Annotated in this window: 19 protein-coding genes; 9 read left to right on the forward strand and 10 right to left on the reverse strand. The window is 44.1% G+C overall.

The features are described 5' to 3' along the window. Positions 1-43: 43 nt before the first annotated feature. Complete coding sequence (locus tag CZ794_RS07035; RefSeq protein WP_087040926.1) at positions 44-931, reverse strand: thymidylate synthase; 888 nt, start codon at positions 929-931, stop codon at positions 44-46. A 61-nt stretch (positions 932-992) separates the two neighbouring features. After that, on the reverse strand, positions 993-1,877 hold the full coding sequence (gene lgt, locus CZ794_RS07040; protein ID WP_087040927.1) for a prolipoprotein diacylglyceryl transferase: 885 nt from the start codon (positions 1,875-1,877) through the stop codon (positions 993-995). A gap of 438 nt (positions 1,878-2,315) precedes the next feature. Between lgt and CZ794_RS07050 the strand changes: the two genes are divergently transcribed. Together CZ794_RS07050 and CZ794_RS07055 are read left to right on the forward strand one after the other, a co-directional pair. Beyond that, positions 2,316-3,965: a DUF4139 domain-containing protein gene (locus tag CZ794_RS07050; protein WP_087040929.1), complete on the forward strand. Its 1,650-nt coding sequence runs from the start codon at positions 2,316-2,318 to the stop codon at positions 3,963-3,965. 90 nt (positions 3,966-4,055) lie between these two features. Next, complete coding sequence (locus CZ794_RS07055) at positions 4,056-4,868, forward strand: NRDE family protein (protein ID WP_087040930.1); 813 nt, start codon at positions 4,056-4,058, stop codon at positions 4,866-4,868. Between the two features lie 87 nt (positions 4,869-4,955). On the opposite strand, the gene CZ794_RS07060 is transcribed toward CZ794_RS07055, so the two are convergent. After that, positions 4,956-5,477: an RNA pyrophosphohydrolase gene (locus CZ794_RS07060; RefSeq protein ID WP_062845620.1), complete on the reverse strand. Its 522-nt coding sequence runs from the start codon at positions 5,475-5,477 to the stop codon at positions 4,956-4,958. A gap of 645 nt (positions 5,478-6,122) precedes the next feature. On the opposite strand from CZ794_RS07060, the gene CZ794_RS07065 reads away from it, so the two are divergent. Continuing rightward, a complete protein-coding gene (locus tag CZ794_RS07065; RefSeq protein WP_087040931.1) occupies positions 6,123-6,536 on the forward strand; it encodes an OsmC family protein in 414 nt (137 codons plus the stop codon). A gap of 14 nt (positions 6,537-6,550) precedes the next feature. Continuing rightward, on the forward strand, positions 6,551-6,976 hold the full coding sequence (locus CZ794_RS07070; protein WP_087040932.1) for an MAPEG family protein: 426 nt from the start codon (positions 6,551-6,553) through the stop codon (positions 6,974-6,976). A gap of 45 nt (positions 6,977-7,021) precedes the next feature. Here the strand turns inward: CZ794_RS07070 and CZ794_RS07075 are convergent, their stop codons facing one another. From CZ794_RS07075 to CZ794_RS07105, 7 genes are all read right to left on the reverse strand, one after another. Beyond that, positions 7,022-8,056 (reverse strand): tRNA-dihydrouridine synthase, encoded by a 1,035-nt coding sequence (locus CZ794_RS07075; RefSeq protein WP_087040933.1) that lies wholly within the window; start codon positions 8,054-8,056, stop codon positions 7,022-7,024. 76 nt (positions 8,057-8,132) lie between these two features. After that, positions 8,133-9,632 (reverse strand): UvrD-helicase domain-containing protein, encoded by a 1,500-nt coding sequence (locus tag CZ794_RS07080; protein ID WP_087040934.1) that lies wholly within the window; start codon positions 9,630-9,632, stop codon positions 8,133-8,135. Between the two features lie 207 nt (positions 9,633-9,839). Next, positions 9,840-10,727, reverse strand: a complete 888-nt coding sequence (gene tatC / locus CZ794_RS07085; RefSeq protein ID WP_087040935.1) for a twin-arginine translocase subunit TatC — start codon at positions 10,725-10,727, stop codon at positions 9,840-9,842. Then, positions 10,727-11,335, reverse strand: a complete 609-nt coding sequence (gene tatB, locus CZ794_RS07090; RefSeq protein ID WP_087040936.1) for a Sec-independent protein translocase protein TatB — start codon at positions 11,333-11,335, stop codon at positions 10,727-10,729. Before tatB ends, tatC begins: the two co-directional genes overlap by 1 nt. 50 nt (positions 11,336-11,385) lie before the next feature. Further along, entirely contained in the window at positions 11,386-11,658 is a 273-nt protein-coding gene (tatA, locus tag CZ794_RS07095) for a Sec-independent protein translocase subunit TatA (protein WP_087040937.1), read from the reverse strand. Positions 11,659-11,846: 188 nt separating this feature from the next. Further along, entirely contained in the window at positions 11,847-12,683 is an 837-nt protein-coding gene (gene hisIE / locus CZ794_RS07100) for a bifunctional phosphoribosyl-AMP cyclohydrolase/phosphoribosyl-ATP diphosphatase HisIE (RefSeq protein WP_087040938.1), read from the reverse strand. 119 nt (positions 12,684-12,802) lie between these two features. After that, entirely contained in the window at positions 12,803-13,246 is a 444-nt protein-coding gene (locus CZ794_RS07105; RefSeq protein WP_087040939.1) for a thioesterase family protein, read from the reverse strand. Between the two features lie 459 nt (positions 13,247-13,705). Between CZ794_RS07105 and rpmI the strand changes: the two genes are divergently transcribed. From rpmI to CZ794_RS07130, 5 genes are all read left to right on the forward strand, one after another. Further along, positions 13,706-13,903, forward strand: a complete 198-nt coding sequence (rpmI, locus tag CZ794_RS07110; RefSeq protein WP_058023536.1) for a 50S ribosomal protein L35 — start codon at positions 13,706-13,708, stop codon at positions 13,901-13,903. A 119-nt stretch (positions 13,904-14,022) separates the two neighbouring features. Then, the gene (gene rplT, locus CZ794_RS07115) at positions 14,023-14,379 is read left to right on the forward strand and encodes a 50S ribosomal protein L20 (protein ID WP_011281252.1); all 357 of its coding nucleotides are present in this window, start codon (positions 14,023-14,025) and stop codon (positions 14,377-14,379) included. 335 nt (positions 14,380-14,714) lie between these two features. Further along, positions 14,715-15,770, forward strand: coding sequence for a phenylalanine--tRNA ligase subunit alpha (gene pheS, locus CZ794_RS07120; protein WP_087040940.1), 1,056 nt, complete (start codon positions 14,715-14,717; stop codon positions 15,768-15,770). 103 nt (positions 15,771-15,873) lie between these two features. Further along, positions 15,874-18,291 carry a phenylalanine--tRNA ligase subunit beta gene (gene pheT / locus CZ794_RS07125; RefSeq protein WP_087040941.1) on the forward strand — a complete coding sequence of 806 codons (2,418 nt, stop codon included), beginning with the start codon at positions 15,874-15,876 and terminating at the stop codon, positions 18,289-18,291. A 255-nt stretch (positions 18,292-18,546) separates the two neighbouring features. After that, entirely contained in the window at positions 18,547-18,846 is a 300-nt protein-coding gene (locus CZ794_RS07130; protein WP_062845608.1) for an integration host factor subunit alpha, read from the forward strand. The last annotated feature ends 91 nt before the right edge of the window (positions 18,847-18,937 follow it).

The raw sequence follows: 18,937 nt of genomic DNA on the forward strand, positions 1-18,937 counted from the left end.
TTCATCCTTATTGTTCTTTTTAAAATATGGTAAAAACCACCATTTATACAGCGACTTTTGCTTTGATGGCAGGGTGTGACTCATAACCATTAACGCTAATATCTTCATAGTTGAAAGCAAAAATATCATCAACATCAGGGTTGAGCGTTAAGGTTGGCAGCTCATAAAGTGAGCGGGTCAATTGCAACTCGACTTGTTCGCGATGGTTTTGATAAATGTGGCAATCACCGCCTGTCCAGATAAATTCACCAACGTCCAATCCGCAAACCTGTGCGACCATGTGGGTCAATAGCGCGTAACTGGCAATATTAAATGGCACACCTAAAAATAAATCTGCTGAGCGCTGATATAGCTGACACGATAGCTTATTATCAGCGACAAAGAATTGAAACAGGGTATGGCAAGGCGGCAAGGCGACTTGTTCGGCCTCTCCTGGGTTCCAACCCGATACGATTAAGCGGCGTGAATTGGGATTGCTTTTTATTTGCTCGACAACTTGTGTGATTTGATCGACGCCATCGTTGTGGTAGCTGCCGTCATCCAGCTGGCTTGCACCATAATTACGCCATTGATGACCATACACAGGACCCAAATCGCCTTCAGGACGATTGAAGCGGGCCGTCTGTTCTGCTGTCGCCCATTCATTCCAAATACGAACGCCATTTTTTTGCAGATAATCAACATGAGTGCTGCCACTCAAAAACCACAGTAGCTCATAAACAATAGATTTAAAATGGACTTTTTTTGTGGTTAATAAAGGAAACCCTGACGCTAAGTCAAAGCGCAATTGCGCGCCAAAGTGACTGAGTGTACCAGTACCTGTGCGGTCACCTTTTTCTGTTCCTTCGGTTAGTACCTGATGTAGCAAATTCAGATACGCCTGCTCATTTTTATTATTCAAAGGTTTATTATCAAGGTTACTACTGTTCATAAAACGGCTCTTCTATGCTCTCAAAGCATATGATTAATTTGATACTCGCTAAAAATAACGCTTAATAAGCGGCTTGCTTACCCCAGTCATAAATACCGCGCTTGTAAGCATAAATCAGTAAAATAAAGCCAATAATGACCATTGGTGCACTTAACATTTGACCTTTGGTGAGCCATCCAAGCAACACAAAACCTTGATCAGCATCTGGCTGGCGGAAGAACTCAATGATAAAGCGACTGATACCATAACCCAATAAAAATACAGCGGTGACGGCCATACGTGGACGCGGTTTTGATGAATACCACCAAAGAAAAAGGAATAACAATAAACCTTCAGCAAGCGCTTCGTACAACTGCGATGGATGGCGCGGCAATAGGTATTGTCCGTTTACTTCAGCCATCAATTCTTGTAGCTGAGGGTTGGCTTGTAGTTGCTGCACATCAAACGGAGCGGCTTGCGGGAAATAGGTCAGCCAGTTATAACCGCCATCCGACACACGGCCCCATAATTCACCATTGATATAATTGCCGATACGGCCAAACAACAAACCTGTCGGTACGCAAGGCACGATAAAATCGAGCACTTGAAACGGTGTTTTTTTGTATTTGCGGGCAAAGTACAACATGCCAAGCAAGACACCAATCATACCGCCATGGAAAGACATGCCACCTTCCCAAACTTTGAAAAGATAGGCAGGGTTTTGTAGCAATTCACCAAATTGATAAAATAAGACATAACCGACGCGGCCACCTAAAATAACGCCAAGGGCGCCATAAAAGACCAAGTCAGAGACCATATCAGCCGTCCAATTGTCGCGTTTGGTGCTGCGATACCAAGCCAAACCGTAAGCTGCGGCAAATGCCAGCAGATACATGAGGCCATACCAATGGACTTCGACTGGTCCAAGTGCCAAGGCTACCGGATCGTACTGAGGATGAATCATCATAAGGGCATCATAATATTGGTAATAAAGTGCTGACTATAATAGCAAATTTCATGCGTCGGGCATACATTATTGCTATACCGACAATCAGCGAGGGTGAGTCAAAACATCTGCCGTACAGTCTCTCACTAAGCTGGTTGGTACAAGAGATAATGAATAAAATGCAGCAGGTATCAATGATAAAGGGTGTGGTCGGAAGATTTTTTGGGCAAATAGAGGTGGTATTGATAATGGATAAGAGTAAACTATAGTTTTTAGATTAGTCATATGATAGAGCGTGACTTTATAAAGATATTTATTATCGCTATCGTAAAAAAGTGGTAATCATGCGTTTAATACAGTCATACATTTAATATTTTGTTGTGCGTTTATCTCATATGAGATGTGCGCTGACATTATGAGAAATCTCACTTCTAATATTTCAATTCTAGGGAAAGATATATGAAAGCACGCCCAACCCTCTGGTCTGTATCAACTCATGATATAGGCGCATTATCACCGCTTAATCTAATGAATAAATGCTTTGTCTTACCGCTTGTATTTGGCGGGAGTACCATATTGGGATTGTCTAGCGCACAGGCGGCAATAAGTAGTATCGAGCAAGTGACCGTTTACCAAGGCATGGCAAGCGTCACACGGGCATTACCGCTCACAGGGAATGGTGAGCAAACCGTTGTATTTTCGTGCTTATCGCCTTATCTTGATAAAGAAAGTCTGAGCGTACAGTCAATGGACAACGTCAATATTGGTGAAATCAGTATTGAAGAGTTTGCAGGGGAGCAAGCAGCCGAGTGTCAATATCAGGGTAATGCTAAGGCTCAGCAAAACACCCTAGCCAGTATCAATGCTGAATTAGAAGCGGCGCGCTTAGCAAAAGCATACTTACAAAATCTGACCATAGTCACGCAAGTCAATATGGATGGAACGATTGCCAACAATGCACGCGATATAGAGACTCAAGCTGCCAGTCTTAACCAAAAGATTTTGGAGATCGAGCAGCGTCGGGTAAGTGCCCAAGACGCACTGAGTCAGCTGATCGCAGGCAACTCAACGTCCATTTCTAATAGTGTGATACAGGTGAGTGTGCGTACCGCCAGTCGCTCGCCAAGTACGCTTAAATTGCATTATCAGGTACAAGGCGCAGGTTGGGAGCCGACCTATCAAGCGCGTCTAAACACCAATAGCGATCAGTTGAGTATCACCGCCTCTGCAATCATCGCCCAACAAACTGGCGAGAACTGGTCCAACGTACCTGTGACACTTAGTACGGCCAATCCCAACCAAAGGGCGACAGGACAGCTGCCTTATGTGCCGCGCTTATCGCTATATGAAGAAAATAAAAACAACAATGTGGTCAATGTACCCCCTATGGCAGAGAGCATGCCTGTCGTGGTGGTCTCTGGAAGAGAAGAGTATGGTAATGCTATTGCGGGATCATCGCTACCAAGCTTTGCTGTTAGCAGCCAAAACAAAAATGGTATTATTGAGTATCGGTTGCCACAATTAGTGACTATTCCCAGTGGTGGTAGGCGAGTGCGTACGGTCATTGGAGAGCAATCTGGCCGTAGCAAGCTGTGGGTTCGGAGCACACCTAGTGTTGAAACCGCTGCCTATTGGTATGCGTCTGCACCATTCTTAACGTCAGATTGGGTAGATGGTTCCTTGCAGCTGTACCGTGACGATAACTATGTTGGACAGTCACATTACAATTATCAGATGCTAAAAGAGCAGGGGCTTGGCTTTGGCCGTGATCCAAATATCATGGTGAAAGAGATAATAAATGAAGATAAGCAGAGTGAGAGAGGCGTGCTAAGCCGTACACAAACCTTAACCACAACCAAAGCTTATCAATTTGCCAACCAGCATAACCGATCTGTGCGCTTGCAAGTATTAGGTAGTGAGCCCATCAGTCGCGATGACAATCTAAAAGTGTCGGTCACTCATACACCGCCCGTCACTAAGCAGAATTGGAATGACAATCAAGGGATGGTAGCATGGGAGTTTGACTTACCAAGTAAGCAGTCACAAGTGATACGATCGACGTCTCAAATCAGCTACCCTGCCAATAAACTATTGGATGGCAACCCATGATTGATGTTTTGTTAGCCAATACGCTATAAACAATGTCTTTTATCTTTGTTAAAAAGTGCTCGCACGACACAATATTATAAAAGGAATACTATGTGTATCGTCGCCATTGCTTGGCAATTATTTGATAAGCTGCCTGTGGTATTACTCTCTAATCGTGATGAGTTTTTAGAGCGTCCAACACAAGAGTTGCATCAGTGGCCTGATCAACCCATCTATGCTGGACGTGACAGCCAAAGCGGTGGTACGTGGTTAGGGATTCATCAAGCAGGGCATAAGGGCGTGTATCAACAAAATGGACGCTGGGCGGCAATCTTAAATTTTCGCGATGGGGTGCAAGCTGGTCGTGATGAGCGCTCACGTGGCGAGCTTGTGACCGAGTTTTTAACCACTGATATAAGTCCGATGGATTTTGCGCGAAATATCAGACTACAAGATTATGCTGGTTTCAACCTGATTATTGGTGATGCAACGCAAGCGGTTATTGTCAATAATCGCGGTCATGCGCCCACACCGTTGTATGCAGGATTGCATGTGATATCTAACGGTCAGCCAGAAGACAGTTGGTTCAAAACCGAGCGATTACGAGGCAGGCTACGGCAAGAAGTGTTACCTCTAATCGCTGAGAACAACTCACCTGAATACTGGCAACAGGCTGCGTTTGACGTATTATCCGATACTGTGCAAGCACCAAAAGAGCAGTTGCCGCATACGGGTGTGGCTGTTGAAGTTGAGCATGTTTTGTCGTCTGTTTATATTAAACCGGTCGCTTTTGGTAATGGAGCAAAAGACGTACCAACCTATGGCACACGCACGCAAAGTATTATGACACTGACCAAAAACAGTGAGGCAACTACCAAGGTTGCTGCACAGATAATCAGCCGAGAGTGCATTTACGCTTCATGAACTGCGCTCATAAAAAATGTCCACGATTATCGCTAAAATTTCTAGCGATAATCGTGGACATCTATTACTACGTTTTTATCAAGCGGCTTATTCTACCAATAAATGGTTGTCTTGCTCAGGAATAATCAGCTCTTGTTTTAGGGGCAACTCGCGCACCAACTCTTGCAAAGCACGACGATATACCCCACGTTTAAAGTGAATCACTTGTCCGAGTGGATACCAGTAACTGACCCATTGCCAATGGTCAAATTCTGGCTTTCCTTCATCAAAGCGGATATGTTGTGTATTTGGCTCATCTAAGCGCAGCAAAAACCATTTCTGTTTTTGCCCAATACATAAAGGGTGCTGTCCATGCCGTACGTAACGTTTTGGCAGCCGATAACGCAACCAGTCTTGCGTCACTGCCAATAAGTCTACATGACGCGGATGTAAGCCGACCTCTTCCCAGAGCTCTCGATACATCGCATCCATCGGCGTCTCCCCGCGGTCGATACCACCTTGCGGAAACTGCCAAGCGTTGTGACCAATGCGTTTTGCCCACAGTACTTGCCCTTGTGTATTTGCCAAGATGATGCCGACATTGGCGCGAAAGCCGTCTGCATCTATCATGACTAACCCTTTCTAATTTGTTTAAGACATAGCCTATTCAGACAAGACATCGTGACAGCAATCATAATTATTATAGGGTGATTATTATCGACATCCAGTTAGAATAGGATTCATTACCATCATTAAACCAAGAAACAAGCAAAATGTGTAACAGTATTTTGCTATAAAATGTTTCACGAGTTTTACTGTTTAAAATCAGATAGTTATAAATGGACTTTTGTAAACTTTTTCAGAAAGTTTTACGTTAAGGACAGGTTGCTGTTAGAACAAAAAAATGGTGACGACCTTTGGCAAATAGCATTTATAAGAAATGAGCAATAAAAGGAGAGATACGCCACTTGCATTGCGCTGATTTTGAGGACAATCTGAGACAAGGGTGCTATAAAACCTCATATTGGCTTATGCTACACTAGGACAGATTTCTATTAGAACCATTATAGCTAGGAGAATATTAATAGCTAAATGGCTAAGAAATGATCAGAAAATAATTCAGTTGATTGATATTGCCTGTGAGAATTTTTTCAATTGGCTCATATTTATTACATGTGATTATGAAAATCAACATTAAGGCACGTTTTAACAAGCTAGATCGTTTTTAAAAATAAAAAACAGATAATTTATCAACTACTATAAGGATTACTCAAAATGTCAGAATTAAAAGCAAGTGTTGCATGGCAAGACAATAAAGCATTCATGGGCGTGTCACCATCAGGGCACAATGTACAAATGGATGGCGGTAAAGAAAAGGGTGCCAGCCCAATGGAGCTGATTTTGTTAGGGCTTGGTGGTTGTGCCAGTTACGATGTGGTATCGATCTTACAAAAATCTCGCCAAGAAGTGCAGGATGTGCGCTGCGAGCTGACGGCACAGCGCGCTGAGACCGTACCAGCGGTGTATACGGATATTCATCTGCACTTTATCGTGATTGGTAAAGATATCAAAGACAAGCAAGTGGAAAAAGCGGTAAATCTGTCAGCAGAAAAGTACTGCTCAGCCAGTCGTATGCTCGCGCAAGGTGGCGTAAATATTACCCATGATTTTGAAATTGTTGCAGGGTAGGGGCAAAGACGCTAATGAATGCACTCTTTGGAATGGTCTCTGATACAGCCGCATCCGCCATTTGGGCGATGGTGGTAGCAAGCTTACTGCCATTACTAATGGCCATATCAGCCAAGGTGTTTGGTGGTTTTCATTTGGCTGATAACGCGCATCCGCGTGATTTTTTGCAACAGACAACAGGTGTGGCTGCCCGTGCAAATGCGGCACAGCAAAACAGTTATGAGACATTGCCAGTATTTTTGGCTGCCGTCTTGGTGGCGATGCTGTTCTTTGTACCGCAATTGATTATCAACACATTGGCTTGGTTATATGTGCTGATTCGGGTTGGTTATTGCGTAGCTTATATCACCAATTTGGCAACGTTTCGCTCCATACTTTGGGTGCTGTCTATTGCTTGTTGTTTGATGCTGTTTTATTTAGCGATTCGTATCAGCACTTAACTTAACGGCTGTGATCGCCGTCATTTATTCAAAAGAGACAGTTGGTTATTGTCGAACACTGGCTTGCAGTGCGTCAATAATCACTGTCTTATTTTTTTCTCGCTTGATCTCTTCCCACAGGGTGTGGGCCTCACTAAATCCTTTGGTAAGCATGCCTAGCCATTGCTTATAACGACCGACCAAGACGATATCGTTCTTTGCTGCCCCTTCCAAAAATTTAATCTGATGCGCAATCAAATCTTGCCATAACAATGTAGATGTATTTTCTAGGCTGTCAGCATTGTTTTCAGTGTGGTTATCGACTTGTGCAACCAAATCAGGACGTGTGACCGCGCCGCGACCTAGCATGAGGTGTTTGGTTGCTGCTTGCTGCATACAGTTTTGTGCTTGCTCTACATTCCAAATTTCACCATTGGCAATTACAGGAATATCGAGCGCGTTAAAGCTTTGAATTTTATCCCAATAAGCAGGCGGTTTATAGCCTTGGGTTTTGGTGCGGGCATGAATGGTGAGCCAGTCCGCACCGCTTGACGCAATCGCACCGCGAATATCATCCATGCGACTGGTATCGGTATACCCCAAACGAATCTTGGCAGATACGGGAATATGGTCAGGCACTGCCCCGCGCACCGCACTGATAATTTGATACATGGTTTCAGGCTCATCAAGCAAGACAGAGCCGCCGCGGTGGCTATTCACCGTTTTGGCAGGACAACCAAAATTGATATCAATCGCAGGTGCGCCAAGCTCGGCAGCATAAGCGGCGTTTTCTGCCATAAGCTGCGCATCACTGCCCAATAGCTGTACTTGAATGGGCGTGCCAGATGATGTCTTGGCATCATGACGCAGCTCAGGCACGTACTTATAAAAGACATGCGCAGGCAAGACATGCTGCGTAATGCGAATAAACTCGCTGACCGACCAATCATAAGGACGACCCAAATCCGTCGCAATTTGCGTTAAGATTTGGCGCATTAGTGGGTCAGTCAAGCCTTCCATCGGGGCGAGGAGGCGGACGGGAGCTGCAAATAACTGGCTTATTGTGTTTCGACGTTCTTGGAGCTGCTGACAATTATTCATGCTGGTTATTCACTGCTAAAAGGTCGTTGTAAATAGAGATAGACTAGGGACTGAAATTGGCAAACATGAAAAGTGACTAAGTATTACCAAAAATTACTTTTTTGCCTGTCTGCAAGCCAGATATTAAGTCTTTAATATGATGAATATCCAAATTACTCTGGGCGCGTGTGCAGGCGACATAAAGCAGGCGCAATTCCTCTGGGCTTATTTTGACCGCATTGGTGGTCACATCATAGTAAAAATCATCATCTAGTTGTACTTTGCCCCATTCCAGCCCTTTGGCTTTATGGGCTGTTGAGATGACATAATCCGCATTTTCGATACTGGTAAGACTGTTGACCGCTTGGCTGAGCACATTGGTACCATGATCGTCGACCAGTTTAACCAATGTCTTCAGGTCACTGCCTTCATTGGTTTCAGAGTATTCTTGGACATCGCCCCAATTATAAAAATACGCCAGCTCAGGGACACCATAAGCCGATTTGCCATTCTTTAAGTTTTCTGCTGCTTGACAGAATTTGAGCATACGATCGGTGTCCGCTTGTAGTGCTACTCGATGACCTAACTTTAGGCCTGTCAATAATTGCGCCATGGCGGCCGCGTTGGTACGGCATAAAATAGCATCTTTTTTACTATGTACCATACCTTTGTCAGTTGAGGACTGTTTGTTTGGATTGCCCTTTAGCGGTACGTCTTCTTGTAGGGCTTTTAGTAAGGTATTGGCCACTTCTGCGATGGGCTCACCAAAGCGAAACGACTGCGTTAATAAGGTCTGCGGTAGTGGCAGTTTTTTCATGGCATTGACTGCACCGCGCCATTCATAAATCTGCTGATGCGCGTCACCCACATAGATAACCTGCCTTGACTGCTGAGTCAAGATACCCATCATCAAGGGATCCGCATCTTGCGCTTCGTCAAACAAAATAAAGTCCGCAGGAATGCTGGGTTTAGATAGCGCCCATAGTTTGAGATAAATATCATGGCCAATACCCGCAGGGTGACGTGCATCAATCGACTGTAGCCAACGCTGTTCAACGGCAGGGTAGAGCATTTCGCGCAGTTGCTCGGCGTCTGAATCATCGAGCCAGCTGGGAAACAATATATGCCTTGGCGCAGGATAGCTGGCATGGGTACTACAGAAATTGCTGACCGCGTCGCTAACGAATCGAGACAATCGCGCTGGCGTGAGCGTGATGTATTTATTAACGCCATCCATTTGCCGACGGACTTGTACAGGCTGCAATCCCAAATCATCACCGAGTCGCTTGGGTGAAAAGCGCGGCAAAGACAGCTTGGCAGTAATATCACGAGCGACATGACGGTAGGCCAGTGAGTGAAAAGTACGGCACTCGACGTGAGGCGGAAATTTGGAACGAGCGTCATTGGCAATCGCTTTGTTGAAAGCCAGATACAGTCCGCGACCCCGCAAGCGCTCACCAATCAATTTTAGTGTCGTTGTCTTACCAGCGCCTGCATACGCCACCACTTTAAAAGACTTGTGATCCATCGCCATATTCAGCGCGCTTAGCTGCTCATCAGTGGGGTCGCTCATATAAGCTGGCATTGATGCGGACATAATAAAGCTACCTAAAATGCAAAAAGTGATTAAAAACAAGGACGGTAAAAAAAGCCACTGAATAGACAATGGCTGATAGATTGTGATGATGCGCAATCGTGATAATAAGCATTAAGCTTATTGATGGGATAAGAAGAATTAAACAATCAAAATCGTATTCTATATATTGACTAGACTCACATCGAGCCAAGTGAAGACGTAATTATTTTACTCTTTATTGGTGGTAGATAAAACAGGCGTCTGCTCTTCTTTAATTAAAACTTTGGCCAATAACAAACCAAGTTCAAATAACAACCACATAGGGATCGCGAGCATCAGCATAGACACCCCATCAGGTGGCGTCACAACAGCAGCCACCGCAAAGCAGCCCACGATAATATAACGACGTTTGTCTTCTAGGCTATGAATGGAGACAATGCCCGTCAATATCAAGAGCAAAGTGACGACTGGAATCTCAAACGTTAACCCAAATACCATAAATAGTTTTAGGGCGAAGCTCAGATAACTGTCAATATCTGTCATCGGTAGAACGTTTTGCGGGGCAAACATAATAAAGAATTTCAGCACGCCTTTGAGCACAATAAAATAAGAAAACGCCACGCCAGCATAAAATAAAAGTATAGAGGAGAGTAATACTGGAATCGCAATTTTCTTTTCTTTTTTATATAAACCGGGCGCGACGAATGACCAAATTTGATACAAGATATAAGGCATTGCCAAAAATGCTGCCACAAATACCGTCAGACGTATGGGTGCCATAAAGTTGGAGGTGATATCGGTTGCAATCATGGTGGAATTAGCAGGGAGCTGAGCCACTAGAGGGTCTGATAACAAGTTATACAGCTCACGCGAAAACCCAGCTAGTGCCAAAAAGATGACCAGTACCGCCACACAGATTTTGATCAGGTGTCGACGCAGCTCAATCAAATGCTCAGTGATCGGCATGTCGCCCAATGTACTTAATACATCGGTAGGCGACTCTTCATAGGCACTATCTGTCGGGGTATCGACGCCTAAATCCGCGTTGTCCGCCCCAGCAATGTCCGAATCCATGATTTTTTCTTGACGGCTTTTTTTACGTTTAAACAATCCCATCAATCAGCCTCCTGTTTTTTGATGAAGGCTGGTTGCGCTAATGAAGGATCTGGGTGAGCGTTTAATAAAACGTCCGCTTTGTAATTCGGTAAATAGGGCGGCATGGGGAGACGGCGCGCTTTATCATAGGCACCCAGACGAAACCACATGTTCTCCCACGGTTTGGTTATAATAGGCTGTAGGGATTGATGTGTCTGAGCAGTGGTGGCGGTGTCCGAAACATCTTCTGTGCTTTGTACGGCTATATTCTCATGCTCAGTCTTATCGCTTTGACTATTGTCAATGACGTCAGTTGTAGTCTGGGAGGTTTTTAGGTGCTGATTGTGAGAATGGGCAAACTCTTGCATATTGCCGCGCATCTCCGCCATTTCACGCCGCATGTCGGCCTCAGTTTGGCGAATTTTAGCAAGCTCTTTTTGCATTTGTTGCCGCGTTTCAGCCAAGTCCAGCTCCGCTTCTATTTCAGACTGTAAGGTAGCGACCGTTCGACGTATTTTGGCGTACCATTGACCAGCCGTCCGCGCTGCCTGAGGCAGTTTTTCTGGACCCAAGACGATGAGGGCGATAACACCAAAGAGAAGTAATTCAGAAAACCCAATATCAAACATAATGGTTGAATATCACTATTTTAATTGAGACAGGCTAGATACGATAAATACTATACATTGTGCTTATCATCAACAGGAGTAGAGTGGGTGCTACCAGTATCAACCTTGCTACTTGCTGTGCGCTCGCTGGTATGAGCATTGCCATCATGATCCAGTACCACCTGTTTTTTAGCGTGCTCTGTGTTCTCGTCTTTAACAGCTTCCTTAAAACCTTTGACTGCACCACCCAAATCTTTACCTGCATTTTTAAGTTTTGCAGTGCCAAACACGACCACCACCACAACCAACAATATCAGCCAATGTGTAATAGAAAAACTGCCCATAATGGTATCCTCTTGACTTGGTTTTCAGTCTGTATCATAGGTGCTTTGAGTAGGTAGGAGATGGATATCTACTTACAGCACCCAATATAATATGAAGTAAAAAACGATATTATAACCTGCACTTATGACAAATAGGTGAAACCAAACACAATCCCCGCAGGTAGGTGATTATTTTGTTATTAGACCGATTATCGCGCCGCTTTTTCATCAATGCCTGAGAGACCAAAGCGTCGACCCAGCTCATTTAGTACCGCATCCGATTCTATGTCGAACCATGCCAGCCCAACTAAGGTGTGAAACCAGACATCTGCCACTTCATAAATAAGCTCATGACGGGCCTCATCGTATTGCGCTTTGTCTTTATTTTCATCACAGTGGGCAAAATCTTTGGCAGCGATGATGCTCTCTACGCTTTCTTCGCCTACTTTTTCTAAGATTTTATTTAAGCCTTTGGCATATAAGCTCGCCACATAAGAACTATCGGCATCGGCTTGTTTTCGTTCTGCCAATACGTGATCCAGTTGTTGCAAGATAGAGCGCTTATCCACTGGCGTAGAGTGAGAGTCGGTATCAATATGAGTGCTCAAGTTGGTGTCTTGAACAGCCTTGCCGTCTGATGTCTTTGAATGATAAATATCAGAAGGATCCTTTAAAACTTTATCCACGGTTTGCCATTCTGGGGTCTGACCAGATAGATCCAGACGTCGATAGAAACAAGACTCTCGTCCGGTATGACAAGCAATACCGCCCGCTTGAGTGACACTCAGTACAATAACATCGGCATCGCAGTCCAAGCGGATATCATGGACGGTTTGAGTATGCCCTGAGGATTCTCCTTTATGCCATAACTTGGCACGTGAGCGCGAAAAATAAACAGCCGTTTGAGTTTGTGCAGTCAGCTGTAGCGCTTCTGCATTCATCCAAGCCATCATCAAAATACGGCCAGATTTGTGATCTTGAGCAATGGCAGGAATCAATCCATCAGCGTTAAAATTTATGGCAGCTAGCCAAGCAGGTAAAGTCATCATTCATCCATTTATTAAGGGTATTGTTATCTGGTTACTTTGTTTGTGTTTTAGACAAAAAGCCATTTATACAAAAATATGGTTCGTTTGATAAATACTGTTTGTTGGACCAAACAGCATCAATGCTTGCATGAGCGTGGGTAAAGCGCTCTTTTAATCGTGTTATCAAGCGCAGTTACTTTATTGAGTCTAAAGTCGTAATTGACGAAATGCTGTCTTGCATGTGCCACCAACTCACCTGTGTGCATCCGAGTGACCTTTATTTCTACATGACCGCCATTGTCATAAGAAGGCTTAATGCCTACCTCAAACAATAACTCTTCGCGCACTTTGACACGGCTGCGAATGTTCAGCTGTAACTCATCAATAATCAAACCTTGGTAGTCGGCATTGACTTCTTTAATACCTTTGGCGTACAAAAATCTTAGCCAAGACTCAGTTAGTAAGGCTGTCAGCGATTCAAGTGTCAGATACTGATTTGCATCGGCTTCAGCGTGGCGGACACGCATCACAGTTTCAAAAGCTAAGAATTCATCATCAACGTCTAATTTTTTTTCTGACATGTTGTTTCTCCTAGTGATTACAGACGAGGTATTCTGCATATCATGATGTTAAAGGAGCAAGGTTGTACGGTTGAGCAACTGAACAAAGCATTTAGCCTTGTTGGTCATTAAATTGTTGGTAACTAAACTAGTAGTGCTTAGATAGTCGGTGCTTATATTATACCAAATGTTAGTGTCTACTTAAGCACAGCCTAAGCTGACATTCAATCTATTTGGCGGCAATTCTTAACTTTACTGAGATTTTGAGAGAGTGAGTAAGGAGTCAAATTGTATAATGAGGGTATTCTTGTTGCTGGCTAGAGAGGCGCTAAAACTTTACTTGGCAAAACAACGCGCTATCTGCTAAAATAGCGCCTCCCACCTCGAGGCAAATAGAGGTTTAGTGGTTATTTAGGTAACAACTATTCAGTCCGACTATTTGACGACCAGGTTCTAACACAGAAAAAGAGGCAAATCATCATGAAAGTTAAGATGAAAACCAGAAGCGGTGCCGCTAAACGTTTCAAAAAAACAGCGAACGGCTTCAAGCGTAAGCAAGCATTCAAAAGCCATATTTTGACCAAGAAATCACCTAAGCGTATTCGCCAGTTGCGTGGTCTTAAGTTGGTGCACAAGTCTGACGAAGCAGCAATTCGTCGTATGTGCCCATACATTTAATAGCCTATCGTCACTTATCTTTAATTAAATATATTTGACTTTGCAATCTGACAATGATGTTTGTGATCTAACAACATCATCATTCGCTTAACAGTGATTAAAATATCTTGGAGTAAATTATGGCCCGTGTAAAACGTGGTGTACAGGCAAATCGCCGTCACAAAAAAATCTTAAAGCGCGCAAAAGGCTACTACGGTGCCCGTTCACGTGTTTACCGCGTAGCGGTACAGGCAGTGACCAAAGCTGGTCAATATGCTTATCGTGACCGTCGCAACAAAAAACGTACTTTCCGTCGTCTTTGGATCGCACGTATCAATGCTGGTGCACGTTTAAATGGCTTAAGCTATAGCCGCTTCATCAATGGCATGAAAAAAGCCAACATCGCAATCGATCGTCGCGTACTTGCTGACATCGCTATGCATGATGCTGCAACTTTCACCGCATTGGTCGAAAAAGCAAAAGCGGAATTGGCCTAAATATTAGCCATCCTTTAGATATTCAGTTTATTAAGTGAGTATTTAAATAGATATTCAGTTTATTAAGTGAGTATTTAAATGGACAGCACTGATATTGATTAATAGTACGATATTAATAGAAGCTACCGCTGGTCGGTGGCTTTTTTTATATTGTATGATTTTGCTTGTGGTGTATATAAAATTGAAGCTTAATCCCAAGCCATGCTGAGCTTTGTCTAAATATTCAAGCCATTCATAATCTTCAATTTTTATCAAAATGATTGAGTAAATGGTTTGCAATATTTGGTCAAACCCCTACAATTAATAGTCCGTTCAAATCAGGAATGATGCGTCTTATGACTACCCCTGCTGCCACTATCGACTTGTCGGCGCTACCGACTTTATCTTCAGAGCTGAATGATCTTAATGAAGCGCAATTGACTGCCTTTACCGATGCGGCTGAAGCGCTGATCTTGCAAGTAACTGATACTCGTGTATTGCAAGACTTGCGTGTGCAATTGACTGGTAAGAAGAGCTTACTCACCAGTTGGTCAAAACAGATGGGTAAGCTTGAAGCAGATGACAAAAAGCTCTATGGTGGCTGGTTGCATCAGGTACGTAGCCGTATTCAGCAAGTACTGACTGATCAGCAACAACAGCTCGAAGTCGCTGCGCTAAATGCCAAGCTAGAGGCTGAGAGTATTGATATTACTTTACCGGCTCGTGGTGGCAAAAAAGGCCATTTGCATCCAGTCACGATGATCACCCAGCGTATGCAGCAATATTTTGTGCAAGCGGGTTTCAATGTGGCGACAGGGCCTGAAGTTGAGAGTGATTACTACAATTTTGAAGCGCTGAATATTCCGTCACACCATCCTGCACGTGCTATGCACGACACCTTTTATTTTGATGCACATTATCTACTGCGTACGCATACCAGTCCGGTACAGATTCGCACGATGGAAAAAAATGAGCCGCCGATTCGTATTATTTGTCCTGGTCGTGTTTACCGCAATGACTCAGACCAAACCCACTCGCCAATGTTCCATCAGCTAGAAGGTCTTATGGTCACAGAGTCGAGCACTTTTGCTGAGCTAAAAGGTCTGATCAGTGAGTTTTTGGAAGCGTTCTTTGCCAAAGAATTGACCGTTCGCTTCCGTCCTTCATTTTTCCCATTCACTGAGCCGTCTGCTGAAGTGGATATCTTAGATGACAATGGCAAATGGCTTGAGGTAATGGGCTGCGGTATGGTGCATCCACAAGTACTGACCAACTGCGGTATTGATAGCGATAAATACACAGGCTTTGCGTTTGGTATGGGTATTGAACGCTTTGCCATGCTGTATTATGGCATTGATGATTTGCGTTTGTTTTTCCAAAATGATGTACGCTTCTTAAAGCAGTTTGGCTAGAGGACTTTTTGTTTGTATAAAAGTGCTCCTTGTTTATATGACAAGAGAACTTGCCAACCTTTACTTCAAAATCTTTATTATAAAATTCTGATCCGAGATATTTATGAAAATTAGCGAACAGTGGCTACGTCAATGGGTAAACCCTGAGAATACCAGTGAACAGTTGGCCGAACAGTTAACCATGGCTGGACTTGAAATTGATGATCGTTACGCGGTTGCTCGTGCTTTTACGGGCGTGGTCGTTGGCGAAGTCATGAGCGTCGAGCAACATCCTGACGCGGATAAGCTGCGTGTCACACAGGTAAATATCGGTGACGCTGAGCCATTGCAAATTGTCTGCGGCGCGCCGAATGTGACCGTCGGTATGAAAGTACCTGTTGCTACCGTTGGTGCGGTATTGCCCAGCGATGACGTCAGTAATGGTAAAGCGGGTTTTAAAATCAAAAAAAGCAAACTACGCGGTGTGGCTTCTAACGGCATGCTGTGCGGTGCTTCTGAAATTGATTTGGTTGATAGTATCGATGGTTTGCTTGAGCTGCCAGAAGATGCACCGATTGGGACAGATATCCGTAGTTATTTGGGCTTAGACAATCAAATACTAGATATTTCAATCACACCAAACCGTGGTGATTGCTTTAGTGTACGCGGTATCGCTCGTGAGATATCAGTGCTCAATGACTTGCCTATGCAAATGCCAGAAATCGCTGACAACGTAGCAGACATTGACAATGGTAAGACGCCAGTCGTAACGGTAACAGCGGTAGAAGCTTGCCCACGTTATTTGTTACAGTCGATTAGTCAAATCGATCGTAGCATTGAGACCCCAAAATGGATGCAAGATGCGCTAGTTCAATCAGGCCTACGCTCGCATAACTTTTTGGTCGACGTGACCAACTATGTACTTATGGAGCTTGGTCAACCGCTGCATGCGTTTGATGCAGATAAGATTGAAGGCGACATTGTTGTACGATTGGCACAACCAAAAGAGAGTCTGACGCTATTGAATGAGCAAACCATTACCTTAGTAGGTGATGAGCTGGTGATTGCAGATGATAAAGGTGCCTTGGCGCTTGCTGGTATCATGGGCGGTCAGCGTAGTAGTGTGACGGATAGCACAAGCAATATTGTACTAGAGAGTGCTTTTTTTAATCCTTTAGCAATTGCTGCGCGCGCCCGTCGTTTTGGACTGCATACTGACGCCTCACAACGCTTTGAGCGCGGGGTAGACTTTGAGTTGCCAGCGCTTGCACTGGCACGTGCGCGTGACTTGATTACTAGTGTCACGGCTGGTCAAGCAGGGTCAATCGTAAACGTAGAAAGCCAAGAGCAACTGCCAGCGCGCGCACCTATTAGCTTACCGATTACTAAGGTTCGTGATGTCATCGGCATCGATATCGAGCCTACAGTGATGGTACGCATTTTAACTCAGCTAGGGTTTGAGGTGGAGCAACAAGCGGACGCATTGGTTTGTACGCCACCCTCATACCGTTTTGATATGAGTATCCGCGAGGATCTTATCGAAGAGATTGCTCGTATCTATGGTTATGACAATATTCCAAGTGTATTGCCACATTTACAAGTCAGCATGGACTATGACGATACCGCAGATCTGACTCATGAAATGAAGCTGGCGCTGGTCGATAATGGCTACATGGAGGCGATTAGCTTTAGCTTTAGTGATGCCAAACTAGAAGCATTGCTCGATGATAAAGCGCTGGGAGAAGTGCTGGCATTGGCCAATCCAATCTCTAGCGATTTGGCTGTGATGCGCCGTACGCTACTATCAAGTCTATTGCCTTGTGTACAGTACAATCTAAACCGTCAGCAACCCCGTGTGCGTTTCTTTGAGACTGGTCTTAGTTTTGTTGGTCAGAGTATTAGCGAGTTGGTACAAACCCCAAGCATTGCCTTGGTCGCAGTGGGTGATATTTGGGATGAGCAAGCCTATCAAAACCGTGCGCTAGATTTTTATGATTTAAAACATGACATTGAACAATTATTGCCTGCACAGATTGATAGCGCCCGCATCCGTTATGAGCGTAGCGCCTTAAGTTTCTTGCATCCTGGACAAAGTGCGAAGCTATATATCGACGACGTATATGTCGGCTGGCTTGGACAACTGCATCCCAATACAGCCAAACAGTTAGATTTGCCCGCTACTTGGGTCGCTCAGTTGTCACTGGCACCATTACTGACGCTTGCCCGAGAACAGCATACCATCAGTACGCCAAGTAAGTTCCCGCAAGTACGCCGCGATATCGCCATGTTAGTCGACAGTGAGGTTAGCTTGCAAACCCTAGAGTCAACGATACGCGCTACGGCGGGCGACTTGTTAACCGATCTTTGGTTGTTTGATGTTTACCAAGGCGATAAAGTGCCAGCAGGTCAGCGTTCATTAGCCTTTGCCTTAATATGGCAAGACCGCATGCACACTTTATCTGATGAGGCGGTAAAAACAGCCACTGATAACGTGGTACAAGCATTGATCGAACAACATGCTGTACAGCTGCGTGACAGTTAAAACGTCACATTGAAATACCAGATGCTCTATAGTCTTTTTTGGGCTATGGAGCATTGTTATTCATGACAATGATTATGAATACAAGATATTGTTTTAAAAAATCCAGTTTGGATATAAGTTAAGTCGTTATTAATAAAAGATTTTTATAATGTCTTTGTTAAAAAGACATCAAAAAAGCTTTATAATAACTGACACTAACCTTCATAACGCTAAACCATGATATTCGACATCACGACATAGCATAGGAGTCGTACTGTGAGCACCTTAACCAAATCTGACATGATTGAGCATTTGATGAGTCACCTTAACCTAACACGCCAAGAAGGTCGCTGTTTGGTCGAGAACTTCTTTGATGAGTTGTCAGAGAGTTTGATTGATGGCAAAGAGGTCAAGCTTTCAGGCTTTGGCAACTTTGAGCTTAAAGATAAAAATAGTCGTCCAGGACGCAACCCTAAGACAGGTGAGCCAGTGGCCGTATCTGCACGCCGTGTGGTAACCTTTAAAACGGGTCAAAAGTTTCGTCAGCAAGTCGATGAGAAATTGTTTGATGCCTAGAGATTGGGATTTACTTGGCTATCTGATTGCTTTGGCATTTTAAGGTAGCTTTGTTAACCTAGTGTCTTACTTATCATCGTTTCTCATATTG

The organism is Psychrobacter sp. JB385, from assembly GCF_900163785.1.
In the GTDB taxonomy this organism is placed as follows: domain Bacteria; phylum Pseudomonadota; class Gammaproteobacteria; order Pseudomonadales; family Moraxellaceae; genus Psychrobacter.

Bases quoted from the DNA above. Each gene is read 5' to 3' on its own strand.
- CZ794_RS07035 (WP_087040926.1), bottom strand. From the start codon at position 931: ATGAACAGTAGTAACCTTGATAATAAACCTTTGAATAATAAAAATGAG.
- lgt (WP_087040927.1), bottom strand. From the start codon at position 1,877: ATGATGATTCATCCTCAGTACGATCCGGTAGCCTTGGCACTTGGACCA.
- CZ794_RS07050 (WP_087040929.1), top strand. From the start codon at position 2,316: ATGAAAGCACGCCCAACCCTCTGGTCTGTATCAACTCATGATATAGGC.
- CZ794_RS07055 (WP_087040930.1), top strand. From the start codon at position 4,056: ATGTGTATCGTCGCCATTGCTTGGCAATTATTTGATAAGCTGCCTGTG.
- CZ794_RS07060 (WP_062845620.1), bottom strand. From the start codon at position 5,477: ATGATAGATGCAGACGGCTTTCGCGCCAATGTCGGCATCATCTTGGCA.
- CZ794_RS07065 (WP_087040931.1), top strand. From the start codon at position 6,123: ATGTCAGAATTAAAAGCAAGTGTTGCATGGCAAGACAATAAAGCATTC.
- CZ794_RS07070 (WP_087040932.1), top strand. From the start codon at position 6,551: ATGAATGCACTCTTTGGAATGGTCTCTGATACAGCCGCATCCGCCATT.
- CZ794_RS07075 (WP_087040933.1), bottom strand. From the start codon at position 8,056: ATGAATAATTGTCAGCAGCTCCAAGAACGTCGAAACACAATAAGCCAG.
- CZ794_RS07080 (WP_087040934.1), bottom strand. From the start codon at position 9,632: ATGTCCGCATCAATGCCAGCTTATATGAGCGACCCCACTGATGAGCAG.
- tatC (WP_087040935.1), bottom strand. From the start codon at position 10,727: ATGGGATTGTTTAAACGTAAAAAAAGCCGTCAAGAAAAAATCATGGAT.
- tatB (WP_087040936.1), bottom strand. From the start codon at position 11,335: ATGTTTGATATTGGGTTTTCTGAATTACTTCTCTTTGGTGTTATCGCC.
- tatA (WP_087040937.1), bottom strand. From the start codon at position 11,658: ATGGGCAGTTTTTCTATTACACATTGGCTGATATTGTTGGTTGTGGTG.
- hisIE (WP_087040938.1), bottom strand. From the start codon at position 12,683: ATGACTTTACCTGCTTGGCTAGCTGCCATAAATTTTAACGCTGATGGA.
- CZ794_RS07105 (WP_087040939.1), bottom strand. From the start codon at position 13,246: ATGTCAGAAAAAAAATTAGACGTTGATGATGAATTCTTAGCTTTTGAA.
- rpmI (WP_058023536.1), top strand. From the start codon at position 13,706: ATGAAAGTTAAGATGAAAACCAGAAGCGGTGCCGCTAAACGTTTCAAA.
- rplT (WP_011281252.1), top strand. From the start codon at position 14,023: ATGGCCCGTGTAAAACGTGGTGTACAGGCAAATCGCCGTCACAAAAAA.
- pheS (WP_087040940.1), top strand. From the start codon at position 14,715: ATGACTACCCCTGCTGCCACTATCGACTTGTCGGCGCTACCGACTTTA.
- pheT (WP_087040941.1), top strand. From the start codon at position 15,874: ATGAAAATTAGCGAACAGTGGCTACGTCAATGGGTAAACCCTGAGAAT.